Annotated in this window: 13 protein-coding genes; 8 read left to right on the plus strand and 5 right to left on the minus strand. The window is 40.9% G+C overall.

Going from position 1 to position 13,940, the window contains the following annotated elements; all coding sequences use genetic code 11:
- The first annotated feature begins 106 nt into the window (after positions 1-106).
- The 3 genes from RI561_RS02060 to RI561_RS02070 all read left to right on the plus strand — a co-directional run bounded on the left by RI561_RS02060 (position 107) and on the right by RI561_RS02070 (position 4,675).
- The gene (locus RI561_RS02060; protein ID WP_395078555.1) at positions 107-1,351 is read left to right on the plus strand and encodes an N-acetylmuramoyl-L-alanine amidase; all 1,245 of its coding nucleotides are present in this window, start codon (positions 107-109) and stop codon (positions 1,349-1,351) included.
- A 5-nt stretch (positions 1,352-1,356) separates the two neighbouring features.
- The gene (udk, locus tag RI561_RS02065; RefSeq protein ID WP_395078556.1) at positions 1,357-1,977 is read left to right on the plus strand and encodes a uridine kinase; all 621 of its coding nucleotides are present in this window, start codon (positions 1,357-1,359) and stop codon (positions 1,975-1,977) included.
- Between the two features lie 118 nt (positions 1,978-2,095).
- Positions 2,096-4,675: a S9 family peptidase gene (locus RI561_RS02070; RefSeq protein ID WP_395078557.1), complete on the plus strand. Its 2,580-nt coding sequence runs from the start codon at positions 2,096-2,098 to the stop codon at positions 4,673-4,675.
- 230 nt (positions 4,676-4,905) lie between these two features.
- Here RI561_RS02070 and RI561_RS02075 read toward each other — a convergent pair whose 3' ends face one another.
- Positions 4,906-5,646, minus strand: a complete 741-nt coding sequence (locus RI561_RS02075) for a type III pantothenate kinase (RefSeq protein WP_395078659.1) — start codon at positions 5,644-5,646, stop codon at positions 4,906-4,908.
- A 60-nt stretch (positions 5,647-5,706) separates the two neighbouring features.
- Between RI561_RS02075 and RI561_RS02080 the strand changes: the two genes are divergently transcribed.
- Together RI561_RS02080 and RI561_RS02085 are read left to right on the plus strand one after the other, a co-directional pair.
- Entirely contained in the window at positions 5,707-6,426 is a 720-nt protein-coding gene (locus tag RI561_RS02080; RefSeq protein WP_395078558.1) for an SDR family oxidoreductase, read from the plus strand.
- Between the two features lie 40 nt (positions 6,427-6,466).
- Positions 6,467-6,874 (plus strand): DUF4296 domain-containing protein, encoded by a 408-nt coding sequence (locus RI561_RS02085; RefSeq protein ID WP_395078559.1) that lies wholly within the window; start codon positions 6,467-6,469, stop codon positions 6,872-6,874.
- On the opposite strand, the gene RI561_RS02090 is transcribed toward RI561_RS02085, so the two are convergent.
- Entirely contained in the window at positions 6,866-8,794 is a 1,929-nt protein-coding gene (locus RI561_RS02090; RefSeq protein WP_395078560.1) for an ATP-dependent DNA helicase RecQ, read from the minus strand. The genes RI561_RS02085 and RI561_RS02090 overlap by 9 nt on opposite strands.
- 47 nt (positions 8,795-8,841) lie before the next feature.
- On the opposite strand from RI561_RS02090, the gene RI561_RS02095 reads away from it, so the two are divergent.
- Positions 8,842-9,654: a hypothetical protein gene (locus RI561_RS02095; RefSeq protein WP_395078561.1), complete on the plus strand. Its 813-nt coding sequence runs from the start codon at positions 8,842-8,844 to the stop codon at positions 9,652-9,654.
- A gap of 217 nt (positions 9,655-9,871) precedes the next feature.
- Here RI561_RS02095 and RI561_RS02100 read toward each other — a convergent pair whose 3' ends face one another.
- Complete coding sequence (locus RI561_RS02100; RefSeq protein WP_395078562.1) at positions 9,872-10,417, minus strand: fasciclin domain-containing protein; 546 nt, start codon at positions 10,415-10,417, stop codon at positions 9,872-9,874.
- A 90-nt stretch (positions 10,418-10,507) separates the two neighbouring features.
- Entirely contained in the window at positions 10,508-10,984 is a 477-nt protein-coding gene (locus tag RI561_RS02105) for a GNAT family N-acetyltransferase (protein ID WP_395078563.1), read from the minus strand.
- Between the two features lie 76 nt (positions 10,985-11,060).
- Here RI561_RS02105 and RI561_RS02110 point away from each other — a divergent pair, with 76 nt between their 5' ends.
- The gene (locus RI561_RS02110) at positions 11,061-12,203 is read left to right on the plus strand and encodes an aminotransferase class V-fold PLP-dependent enzyme (protein WP_395078564.1); all 1,143 of its coding nucleotides are present in this window, start codon (positions 11,061-11,063) and stop codon (positions 12,201-12,203) included.
- Complete coding sequence (purU, locus tag RI561_RS02115; protein WP_395078565.1) at positions 12,200-13,042, plus strand: formyltetrahydrofolate deformylase; 843 nt, start codon at positions 12,200-12,202, stop codon at positions 13,040-13,042. The genes RI561_RS02110 and purU overlap by 4 nt, the downstream gene beginning before the upstream one ends.
- A gap of 62 nt (positions 13,043-13,104) precedes the next feature.
- Here purU and RI561_RS02120 read toward each other — a convergent pair whose 3' ends face one another.
- Positions 13,105-13,863, minus strand: coding sequence for a succinate dehydrogenase/fumarate reductase iron-sulfur subunit (locus tag RI561_RS02120; protein WP_395078566.1), 759 nt, complete (start codon positions 13,861-13,863; stop codon positions 13,105-13,107).
- Positions 13,864-13,940: the final 77 nt, after the last annotated feature.

The following is a 13,940-nucleotide window of genomic DNA, read 5'->3' on the forward strand; positions in this document are numbered from 1 at the left end:
TTTATCCTTTTTTTTGAACTCTTTCAATGGTTTACAGAATATCTTACATTAAACATATCATCTATACAGACATATGAGTCATTTGAACCAATACTACAGGTAAATTATGCGCATTAATTCCATTTCTAAAGCGCTCGCTTTGTTATTTATCTCGTTATTTGTTTGTACAAGCATACAGGCTCAAACTCAGCTTCAGCGCATTTCCAATACAGCCCGAAGCGATGGTATGGGCTATGTAGTTCGCTATCACATGACGGCTCCTGTTGATTCTTTTGAAATAACTCAGCCATCTCATGATCTCATCCAATTGGTTTTATATTCCCAGGAAATTGATACTTCAGGAATTAAACTGCCCACAGAAAGTGAAAAGCTAAAGGAAGTTCGCCTTTATGATTTAGATTATGGTTACGGCGTAGATATCTACCTTGATACCGAAGAATATTTCAAATCGAATGCTTATTTAGACCAAAATGGTAAAGATCTTCTTGTTCCACTTACAAGAACTACGGAAGAAGAAATTAACCAATACACACAGCAATTCGTGACCCGAAACTGGTACGAAGAAATTGTATCCGAGGACGCTTTTGATGTTTCAGCCCCGGCAAGCAGTGCCAGCGATGAGACTTACAATAATGTGGCAGATAAACTTCGATTTGATAAAATTGTTATTGACCCCGGACATGGTGGCTGGGACCCAGGCTCTATTGGATACAAAGGGGTAAAAGAAAAGGATATCACATTGGCGGTTGCCAAAAAACTCGGGGCATACATCGAAGAAAAAATTCCGGATATAGAAGTTGTTTATACCCGAGAAGATGACAGCTACTTAGGACTCGAAAAGCTTGGCCATTTTGCAAACCTTGCTGAAGCAGATCTCTTTATCTCCATTCACTGTAATTCATTCCACAACCAATATGCCAGCGGAGCTGAAGTGTACTTTTTAGGACTTCACAAAAGTGATGCTGCTTTTGAAGTAATGAAAAGGGAGAACAGCGTATTTAAAGAAGAAGTGGATCAGGAGCTTTCTGAAGAAGATCTTTTAGTTTATGAGTTAGCACACAGTGGATTCATAGCCACCAGTGAAAAAATTGCTTATATGATTGAAGATCAGTTCAAGAACAGAGCACAAAGGAAATCAAGAGGGGTAAAACAAGCCGGATTCCAGGTACTTTTTGAAGCTTCTATGCCGGCTGTATTGGTTGAACTGGGTTTCATTACCAATCCCGCCGAACAACGATTTTTAACCAGCGACTGGGGACAAACCATCATGGCTTCTGCCCTGTTCCGTGCTATTCGAAATTACAAAGAGGAATATGAGAAAAAGCAGGCGTATAACGTCTCCTCAAACTAAATTTCATGTCTAAACCATTAGTAATCGGTGTTGCCGGAGGAAGCGGATCAGGAAAAACCACGGTTGTAAACTACATCTGTAAGGAATTTTCTAAAGACAATATTTTACGGCTGGAACATGATTCCTACTATCGCGATTTAAAACACCTTCCCTTTGAAGAACGCATCAAACAAAACTTTGATCACCCGGCCTCTCTCGAAACAGAATTAATGATTCGCCATATTGAAGCACTGATGGAGGGTTATCCCGTTGAGGTTCCTATTTACGATTTTGAAGCTCATACGCGTAAAGATGAAACGCTCACTGTTAATCCGTCTAATGTTATATTAATCGACGGTATTCTCATCTTCTCCGAACCTGACCTCTTGAAACTGATGGATGTAAAAATCTTCGTAGATACCGATGATGATGTTCGTCTGCTCAGGCGTCTCCAACGTGATATTCAGGAACGTGGGCGCAGCGTTGAAGGGGTTCTTGCACAATATGAAAAATTCGTACGCCCCATGCATCTTGAGTTTGTTGAACCCAGTAAACGGTATGCTGACATCATCATTCCCCGTGGCGGTAAGAATAAAATAGCTTTAGAAATGGTCTCCGCCCTCATCCGTGGAAAGATGGATAGTTAGCCTTCTAATTATAAGAACTGTAAAAAGGCAGGCTTTTTATCTCTGAATTCCCTTTTTTAATGCTCCCTCTTAAAGGTGAAAACTAACTACGCCCTTTTTAATCAAAATAGCTTGCATTATGAATAAAGTAACTACTACAATTTTGTCATTTTCTATGCTGATGATTTTATTCATCGGTACTGCGGATATGACAAAAGCCCAAAACCCAACCGATCTTCGGGAACAATATTTAACACCGCCTGATGAAATAGCAGAAGAGGTGTTGGCTCCACGTCATGAGAATGTAATCTTGTATAACCTGGATCCTTCCCGGGAATATTTTTTAAATACCACACAGGACCGTGCTCTATCACCCCTTTCTGCATTTGCAAAAAACTATTACAATCTTGGTGGATTACAGTTCAACCCCGATGCCAATCGAAGCCGGTACTTTACTACTACCTCTACGAGTGGTCTTGAACTAATTGATGCCCGGACCGGTGAAACCGTATTAATTGATACCCCGGATGACGCTCTCATTAGTAGTACGGAATGGTCGCCCGACGGTTCTAAAGTTGCATACTTTGCTCACTTTAATGACGCTACACACATTTATGTGGCAAATCTTGATAACGGAAATTCTAAAAAACTAACACGCCGGCCCGTCTTGGCTACATTGAATACTTCCTTTGAATGGTCAGGAAATGGAGAATTTATTTTTACCGTGTTGGTTCCCGAAAACAGAGGAGCTGAGCCTCAGAAACCTGCAACTCCAACAGCGCTTCAGGTAAAAATGACTACTGACAAAGAAAACAGGCTCCGCACCTATCAAGATCTGCTGGGAGGAAAATTTGAAGCCGAACTTCTACAGTATCATGTAACCGGACAACTTGCACGCATAAATGTTGACAATAGAAGAGTGCGTCAAATTGGGGAACCGTCCATGATCAGAGATATTGAAGTAGCTCCCAATGGGCAGCATATAATTGTTGAAACACTGTCTGTTCCTTTCTCTTACATCGTGCCGGTATATAGTTTTGGCTGGACCGAAGAAGTTTGGGATCTCGACGGAAACATGTTAGTGGAACTTAGAAATAGTGAAATTCGGAAAGGAGTCCCCGGGTATGATGAAGTTGAGAACTATGGCCGAAGAGACATAAAATGGCGGCCGGATGGTGAAGGACTCAGCCTTCTTGCCAAAACCGGAGAAGGAATGGAACCTACACGCGATAATAGCGACAACCAAGATGATGCAGACGATACCGATGATTCTGATGACACTGAAGAAGGAAGCTCGGAAGACGAAGAAGAAAAGAAAATGGATCGTGTCATTCAGTGGTTACCTCCTTTTGGTGAAGATGATATGAATACCGTTTATGAGACCGAAAAAGAAATGGAGTCGGTTTCATACACAGCTAATTCAGACCTGCTGGTTATTGAAGAATCAGGTCAGGGTTCTGAACATATTTATGCTGTGTACCTGGATAACCCGGAAGAAACATTTACCATTGTCGACCATGATAATGATGACTTTTATGATGATCCGGGCAACCTGAGATATGTGCAGGGAGAAATGGGTGGTTCTATCGTTCAGCTATCTACAGACCAAAATCATGTATTTCTTGATGGAACGCAGTACTATGAAAACCCGGAAGATAATGCACCGCGTCCATTTTTGGATAAAGTAGAAATCCGTACCGGTGAAAAAGAACGAATTTTTCAAAGTTCAGAAATGGTCTATGAAAATGTACTCGCTGTACTCGACGATGAAATAAATGATATTGTTATCTCTCGAGAATCACCGGAGATGCATCCTGATTCCTGGTTAGTTAATCTTGAAAGTGGCGATGAAACCAAGCTCACCTCAAACGTAGATTATAATGCTGCCGTTACTCAGGCTCAACGAGAACGCTTCAAAGTTAAAAGAGCAGATGGATTTGAGTTTTGGGTTGAAGTAACGCTTCCTGCCGACTGGGATGGAACACCTCTTCCGGGAATTATTTGGCATTATCCCTCTGAATACGATGATCAGGAAGATTATAATGAAGGATTGCGTTATCACAATAAAAATGACTTCCCCGGAGTGTACACACGCTCTCCTGATATTTTAGTAAAACGCGGTTATGCTGTCATTGATGCAGACTGGCCTATCGCCGCTGAACGAGGCGGCCCAAATGATGGCTTTGTATGGAGTATCGTCCAAAACAGTACGGTTGTCATAGACAGCGCGGCCAAACGCGGATATATCGACCGAGACAGAATGGCTATTGGAGGACACAGCTACGGTGCCTTTGGTACGGCTAATGCCATGATTCATACTTCATTCTTTAAAGCCGGTATTGCCGGTGATGGAAATTACAACCGAACTCTGACTCCTTTAGGATTTCAGCGTGAACCGCGGGATCTGTGGCGCGGATTAGAGCGTTATGTCCAAATGACCCCCATCTTTTGGGCAGATCGTTTAGACGGTGCTTTACTGATGTACCATGGAGCTGCGGATCAAAATGTGGGAACCTGGCCAACGCATTCCCGACGCATGTTTCATGCCTTAAATGGAATAGGGAAAACGGCTGCTATGTATATGTATCCATATGAAGCACACGGCCCTGCAGCTGAAGAAACGTTATTGGATCTGTGGACAAGATGGGTCAACTGGCTCGATCATTACGTAAAAGATGCCGGAGATCATATACCAGAAGCAGAACTTGGTGACGATTAAAATATTTAAAGCTTTTACCGGTTGAAAACATCTTACAGAGAACCTGCGAGCGTCCGTAGGTCCTCGCAGCGTTCGGCACTTCAGCCATGCGCTCGAAGGACCTTCGGACGATGCGAGGTTACTTTGCTCAAAGATTGCCTTAGGCTCATTTTTAACTGGTAAACGCGTAATATTTGCCTAAGCTTTAAAAGATATAAGAGAAGAGCCCGCTTAAAAACGGGCTCTTTTTTTTATGGCTTCCTATACAGCCTTTCCATACCATCAAAAACTAAAAACGGTCTTACTTTTCCCTCTCGTTTTGTCATTGCTTGAATAGTATCCGCATTCCCGCCTGTGATAAACAGTTCGTAATCACCAAATTCAGCCTTATATTTATCAAGCATACCTTCGATTGCCATTTTATAAAATCCTGCCTGCCCCCATCTCAGGGAATCAATGGTACTTTTGCCGGGCCACTTTTTAGGAATTACCAGATCTACCTCAGGCAGCGAAGGAGCTTTTTTATGTAATACCTCTCCAAATCCTGCAAAGCCGGGAGCTATAACCCCACCATGATAGGTGTCATCTCTATCCATATAATCGACCGTTATAGCTGTTCCGGCATCAATTACTACTACAGGATTCGGGGTTTGGGCTGAAGCACCGTAACAAGACAGGAATCGATCTATACCCAGCGTATCAATGGTTTCATAGTCTAACAAATCTCTGGGAATATCCTGCAAGCTAAGTTCTGAAACCGGGATATTTTTCAGCTGCTGACGGATGGCCTTTAGCACATCCATACGCACGCTCGATATTACTACCTCAGAAAATGACTGTGGGTGATTATCAATCCACTCGATTAACTCGAGAGCCGTACCTGATCTTTTATTATTCAGGGGTTCCCATTGAGTCTTTTTTTTATAAGCTCCTTTGATGGATGAATTACCAACATCCAGATATAAAATATTATTTATAGCTTTCGAATCGATTTTGCTCCTCTTTTTGTATTACTTTTACACAAAGAATTTAAACAAAATACAGTTTTAATAATGAATCTCGATTCAAAAATAGCCATCGTCACCGGAGCCAGCAGCGGAATTGGCGCAGAATTCAGTAAAATGCTGGTTGAAAATGGGACCGAGGTGTACGGACTTGCTCGCAGTGAAGGCAAATTGCAGGGTTTACAACAAAAGCTCGGAGATAAATTTCACCCTGTTAAAATGGATATTACTAAGTCTGAAGATCTTGAGAAATGGGTGCAAAAAACATTTAGCAGAAACCATCGGCCCGATATCCTGATAAACAATGCCGGAGTAATGTATTCTGCCAACGTGGATGATCTTACAAAAGACGAATGGCATACCATGATTGACGTAAACCTGAATGGTATCTTCTACCTTACCCGGCTTATTGTCCCCTTAATGAAGGAAAATGAACAAGTGTGCCACATCATCAATATAGCTTCTATCGCGGGATTATTGGGGAATCCGACTATTTCAGGATATAATGCCAGTAAATTTGCGGTTCGTGGGTTTAGTGAAGCTCTTTTTAAAGAACTACGATATGACGGGATTAAAGTAACTTGCGTATTTCCCGGCTCCATCAACACAGACCTTTTTGATAAAATTGATGGCATTGAAAATCATCCCAATATGATGAAAACTACGGACGTATCTGATACCGTTAAATTCCTGTTACAAACAGACGAAAATCACCTTATAAATGAGATTACAATGCGTCCCTTAAATCCCAAAGATCCAACTTCATAATTTAACTATGCCCGGTATCCCCCTAACATTCAGGTTAATTTTGAGCGGGTTAGTTGTAATAGTGTTAGTTACAGCCTGCAAGTATAATAACACACAACCCAAACCTGATGATTTAATTGGTGAAGACACCTATATCGACCTTATGGTTGAGATGCAGCACATTACCACTTTCAAAAATGCTGAACCGGACAGTGTAAATGCTGATTCTCTGAAAAATTTGGTTTACGAGCAATATGGAGTCACTGATGAACAATACCTTCGTTCTCACCAGTATTACCAATCTCAGTTACAGGATCAAATTGCCAGGATAGACTCGGTAATTTTACGCCTGGAAAATGAACAGCAAATGATGCAATCATATATTGATTCACTCAGACAGGGCAATAGGGCAGAAAATGATAGCACCAGAATGCTCGAACCTGATTTTAATAACACACAGCTACAATAATCCATAAAAACCCGGTTTAGACGGTATCGTGGTTATTTTTTCTTCCCGAATTAAAAATTGAATAGCGGCTACAACTTTTTGTTTTGAAAATCCGGTTTGGGCCGAAAGTTCTTCTACACTTTGGAGCTCTTTTTTAAGTAATTCAAAAACATCAGATATTTCATCGGAAGTAATTCCGGCTACTTCTGCTTTATTATTCTTCAGACAATTATCGCAATGCCCACAGGGTTTAGCTGAGGTATCACCAAAATAATTTCTTATGTACACCTCCCTGCAGGTTTCGGTTAATATATACCCATGCATTTGCTCAAGCTTTCGAAACATATTGTTTCGATGACCTTCAACCTGTTTTTTGGTTAGGGGCAATTTACGTGACCTGGCCTCAAGCACTTTTACCAAACTCCGTTCTTTGTGCATTTCAAATACCAGGATTTGATCATTCTGCATAAGCACATTTAAGGCCTTAACCAATCCATTTCTTCTGATCTTCAGCTTTTCCAATACATACTCTTCATCAAGCTGAATCATGTCATGGTAGGCATAGGCCCCAAATAATCGCTCAAGTTTATCTACAAATTCTGCCTTCTCCGGGTTATTACATTTCTCTCTGAATGTTTTAAGTCCTTGCGAGCTAATTGTGAACTGAAGGCTCACGGCCGGCTTCACGTCTTCCTGCATGGCTATGATATCAAACTGATTCAATAACCGTATTGCTGAACGTGCTTTGCCGTAAGAAAGCTGTCCTCTTTTTTTGATTTGTCTAATTTCAAAAGGCCTGGATTCTTCCATCTCTGAACCGACCGCCAAATTAAAACTATCACATAACACTTGGTAAACGTGGTTCAGCTCATCCAGTGTCGGATATCCCCGGTCAATTCGTTCATCGGCTTTGGTGTAGTCAGATTGCCTGTACAGTAAAATTGGAAAACTTTCTTTTCCATCCCTCCCTGCTCTACCTGCTTCTTGGTAATATGCTTCCAGGGAATATGGCATTTCTTCATGAATTACATACCGGCAATCCGGTTTATCGATGCCCATACCAAATGCATTTGTTGCTGCCACCAATGGGGTTTCACCTGAAATCCACCGTTCCTGAATAGCCTTTCTTTTCTCCGGCTCAACACCGGCATGATAGGCTTCAGTTTCGATACCCAACCCGGTAAACCAATCTGCCAGATATTCACAGTTTTTTCTGGTTCCGGCATAGATAAGTCCATTTCCCTTTTTAGCTCCCCTTGTGACTGCGTCCTTAAGTTTCTTTTTCTTATTTGGAGAAATGGTGACCCACCACTTTAAATTTGGACGAGAAAACCCCTGAGATATCACATTCTGATTTTCAAAACCCAAAGATTCTACGATGTCTTTTTGAACTTCAGGAGTAGCAGTTGCTGTGAGGGCTATCCAACGGGTATCATTCGCAATTGATTCGAGAGACGTTCTTATTTCTCTATATGAAGGCCTGAAGTCATGCCCCCATTCACTTATACAATGGGCTTCATCAATGGCCACCAAGTCAATATTGAGCTTTGGCAGTTCAGCTTCCCAAAGTGTGGTTTTTAACCGCTCGGGAGCACAGTATAACAGCTTATACATTCCATTCCTGGCATTTACCATTCTCTGCTCCACCTCATACGATGGAATGGTACTGTTAATAAATGTTGCTGAAATGCCTCTGTCTTTTAGTTGTTGAACCTGATCTTGCATCAGTGCTACCAAAGGTGAGATAACCAGCGTCATTCCCTCAAAAACCGTAGCCGGGACTTGGTAACACAACGATTTACCCCCGCCTGTTGGGAATAGAACCAAAGTGTCAGTACCTTCAAACACGGATTGAACAACTTCATCCTGCCCTGGCCTAAAAGTTTCAAAGCCCCAAAACTCTTTTAAATTTGATTCCGCTTTTTTAAAAAAATCCTGCAATTTATACTCTATATTTTAATGCCATCTACATTCTAAAATACAAAGCAATGCGAACAAATCTGACTTTCATCTTATTAATTTTGATTACCCTGTTTTCTTGCGGAAATATACTAAACGGAGGGGATGAAATTGATTACCGGCAAGAAATACGTTCTTTTGTACAAAGTATTTCAGAAAACGCTAAATCACAGAACTCTGAATTTTATATCATTCCTCAAAACGGGCATGGTTTACTACTAAAGAACGGTGAAGTTGATCGAACGTATTTATCAGCTTTAGATGGACTTGCACGAGAGAACTTATTTTTCGGATACACCGACGATGACCAACCCACCCCTGCTGCGGTTACCAATACCATGCTGCAGCGCTTAAACATAGGGAAGCAAGCCGGTAAAACTATCTTGGTCACCGATTACTGTTATACTCCTTTTAAAATGAGTCAATCTTATTCTCAAAATCAAGCTCTGGGATACCTCTCTTTTGCGGCCCCCGATCGGGACCTGAAGGTTATTCCCTCTTTTCCTTCTACCCTTCCTGGATTAAACAGTAATGTAATCACGCAACTTTCAGAGGCCAGAAATTTCCTCTACCTACTGAATAAATCAGAATTTGAAACCCGGGAAGCCTTTATAGAAGCCATTCAAAACACCAATTATGATGTGCTAATTACTGACGCTTTCTATGACAGTGAAATCTTTACTGCTGAGGAAGTAAACCAGTTGCGCCAAAAGGCAAACGGTGGCCAACGGTTGGTCATAAGTTACATGAGTATTGGGGAGGCTGAAGATTACCGTTTTTATTGGCAAGATGAGTGGGATGAAAATGAGCCTGAGTGGTTGGTAGAAGAAAACCCGGAATAGGAAGGTAATTTTAAAGTCCAATATTGGCATCAGGACTGGCAATCTGTGATCTACGGAAATGAAGACTCATATTTGCAGCGTATCATAAATTCCAATTTTGACGGGGTGTATCTCGATATCGTGGATGGATATCAATATTTCGAAAACTTATAATCCATAAAAAAAGCCGAAATCAAGTGATTTCGGCTTTGGCTTTATATAAAGTCTGACTTAAAATTTACCAGTCTTCGTCAGTACTTTCTTCTTCTCCATTTGAAGCTAATGCTTCTTTGATGCTTGGTGGTAAGATTACTGCATCAATTACATGAACTACACCATTCGACGCCTCAATATCAGCTGCGGCAAAAGTAGCATTATCAACCATTACATTGCCGTAACCAATTTTGATGGTCGCTTCACTTCCCTCTACGGTAGCTGCTTTCATTCCATCTTCCAAGTCACCGGACATCACTTTTCCAGAAACAACATGATAAGTCAGTACTGAAACAAGCATTTCTTTATTTTCCGGTTTCAGAAGCATATCGAGCACACCTTCCGGCAATGCTTCAAAGGCTTCATTTGTTGGAGCAAATACGGTAAAAGGACCTTCGCTCTGTAGCGTCTCTACTAAATCCGCGGCTTGGACAGCTGTAACAAGTGTAGAAAGTTGTTCTGTATCAACAGCTAACTCTACAATATCACTGTCTTGTGCCATTACATTCGTCGAAAAAAGCATTGCGAATACAAGCGCAAATACTCCTGTTATTTTATTAAGCGTTCTCATGATATTTGATTTTATTTTATTGATGAATAGTTGACTGTATAAAACAAAAACCTAAACTTTCATTCCAAATTGAAAGTTTTTTACAATCTGCTACAACTCCTTCACCATCATCGCTACACCTTTTGCGCCCTTTTCTGTAACCAGTTTTGCCACCTGCTTGAATCCCAATGATTTATGGAATTTCATCGAATTTACATTCGGTGGTTTTATATTTATTTCACAAGTGATCTGTTTTTTATCAGAGTGGTTGAAAAGGTATTTATACAGTGCCGTTCCTAATTTTTTACCCCTAAAATGTTCTGATATTACAATCCGATCTACATAATCAAAGTCGTAATAATTATTGCAGAAAAATTTGTAATTCAAACTATCATAGTCCAGCCCTTTTTGCAGTACAATTATAAATCCGGCGATAGTACCATCCATTTCAATTACTATAAAAGGATTAGCTACCTTTAAAAATTCCTCCAACTCTGAAAGCTCAATACTATTCACATGGGGCAATGCGCTTTGATTGATTGAAAGGATAGTCGATAAATCTTTTTTTTCTGCCTCTCGGATATTCATCTTAAAAACGTTGGGATTTGTACTATGAAATTTAGAGTTTCCCTGACAAATCAGATTAACCTATTATAGTGAACTCATGGATTGTAAAAAATCACATTTTCAGCTCGATCATTCCTTTACTTACCTGAATTGTGCGTATATGTCGCCATTACTTAAAAAGGTTGAACAAGCAGGTATTGAAGGTATCAAGCGCAAACGAAATCCTTTCAAAATTTCGCCGGATGAATTTTTTGGAGAAACTGACAAGCTCAGGAACGAATACGCTAAACTTATCAATGCAAAAGATCCCAAGCGAATTGTGGTTATCCCTTCTGTTTCATACGGGATGGCAAATGTGGCTAAAAATTTATCTCTTTCAAAAGGGGACAATATTATTTTGGTGGGAGAACAATTCCCAAGCAACGTCTATCCATGGAGATCTATAGCTTCTGAAAGTGGTGCCGAGATCGTAACCATCACTCCACCTGATTCAAAAGAACGAGGCAAAGACTGGAATGAGAAAATTATGAATGCCATCAACTCCAAAACAAAACTGGTGGCATTGGGTAATGTGCATTGGGCCGATGGAACTCGTTTCAACTTGCAGGCTATTCGTAAACTGACCCGGGAAGTCGGAGCTTGGCTAGCTATTGACGGAACGCAGTCGGTTGGTGCACTTCCATTTGATGTAATAGAAATTAAGCCTGACGCCCTGATTTGCGCCGGCTACAAATGGCTGATGGGGCCTTACAGCATTGGATTGGCTTATTATGGACCAGCCTTGGATAAGGGATCGCCTGTGGAAGAAAACTGGATCAACCGCTATGAAAGTGAAAATTTTGCAAACTTGGTAAACTACAACGATGATTATCAGCCGGGAGCTCTTCGGTATGAAGTGGGCGAACACAGTAACTTCATTTTAGTGCCCATGATGCTGGAAGCCGTTAAGCAACTGAATAAATGGGGAGTGAAAAACATCCAGCAGTACTGCAAAAACTTAATTGAAGAACCTGTTGCTAAACTACGAAAAGCCGGGTTTCGAATTGAAGATGAAAGCTTTCGTTCCTCTCACCTCTTTGGCATTCGTTTAGCAGAGCATCATAAAATGGAAAAGATTAAAGCTGCTTTTGATAAGCATAACATTCTTGTTTCCTTTAGGGGAGATTCTATTCGGGTTTCGCCAAATGTGTATAATACAGTGGACGACTTTACTCAACTAACTCAATCATTACTTGCATGAATTCTCCCCAAAATACACTCCTGATTGACTGTTCTGATGCAAAGGGACTTATTCACAAGATCACGGATATTATTTACCAACATGATCTTAACATTGTGTTGAACCGGGAATTTGTTGAACACAACAGTAAGCATTTTTTTATGCGCACTATTGTAAAAGGGGATTTTGACAAAGAACAGTTGGTTAAGAAACTAAGGTCATCATTACCTGATAAAGCTAATATTCGAGTGAGTACAAATCAGAACAAAAAAGTGGTGATCATGGCGACTAAAGAACACCATGTGCTTGGAGATCTTTTGATACGCAATGAATTTGATGATAACAGGGCCAATATTCAGTGCGTTATAAGCAATCATGAATACCTGCGAAATTTAGTCGAACGTTTTGATATTCCCTTTTATGTGATCCCACATGAGAGTAAGGAGCGAACTGAACACGAGAAGGAGATCCTTGCACTGCTTGCCAACTTCAATCCCGATTATATCATCTTGGCTAAATACATGCGTATATTCTCCCCGGAATTTATTGAGGTGTACAAAAATAAGCTCATTAATATCCATCACTCCTTCTTACCTGCTTTTGTGGGAGCAAGACCCTATCATCAAGCTTATCAGCGTGGTGTTAAGATTATTGGAGCAACTGCACATTATGTAACCGATGATCTGGATCAGGGGCCTATTATTTATCAAAGTACATCACCCATTGACCATCGTTATGACGCCGAAGAAATGGCACAAGCTGGAAGAGAAATCGAAACCAAAGTAATGGCAGAAGCTACCAAACTCGTTTTAGATGATAAAGTATTTATCTATGGGAATAAGACGGTGATATTAGATTAAACAAAAAAGACGCAATCGTTAAATGCGCCTTTTCAAATCATTTATATAGATCAGAGAAAAAATTAATCCCCACTCATCACCGCTTTCATATAATCTCTTCTCATTTCAGCAATAGCCGAAATGGAAATTCCTACCGGGCAAACGGCTTCACATTCTGCAAAGTTAGAGCAGTCTCCAAAACCCTCTTCGGCCATTTGATCAACCATTGCCACTACACGGTCTTTCCGCTCAACTTCACCTTGTGGGAGTTTGTTGAGGTGGGCGATTTTAGCACCGGTGAATAGCGAAGCTGAGGCATTAGGACAAGCAGCTGCACAAGCTCCGCAACCTATACAAGTTGCATAATCAAAGGCTGCATCTGCTTTTTCTTTTTCTACGGGGATGGCATTCGCTTCAGCAGCAGAACCTGTTTTCACAGATACATATCCGCCCGCTTCAATAATCCGGTCAAAAGCAGAACGATCAACCACTAAATCTTTAATCACCGGAAATGCAGTTGCTCTTGGCGGTTCAATCGTAATATGGTCGCCATCGCTATAATTCCGCATATGCAACTGACAAGCTGCTACTTTTTGTTTAGGCCCATGTGCCTGTCCGTTGATTACTAAATTACAGGAACCGCAAATACCTTCGCGGCAGTCGTAATCGAATTCTACAGGCTCTTTGTCTTGCAGCATCAACTCTTCGTTGAGCACGTCCAGCATTTCTAGGAACGACATGTGCTCGTTCACATTGTCGAGCGTGTACTCCTCAAAATGGCCGGTATCATTAGGTCCATTTTGTTTCCAGTATTTCAGATGAATGGTCATTTCTTTGCTCATAATTTTTTCCTTTTTTTGATCTGCCTAAGCTATGCTCCGACGCAGAGCGTCAGGAGCGAGGTTTAAGAAGAAATAAT

This window comes from Gracilimonas sp., assembly GCF_031581265.1.
Taxonomy (GTDB): Bacteria; Bacteroidota; Rhodothermia; order Balneolales; family Balneolaceae; genus Gracilimonas.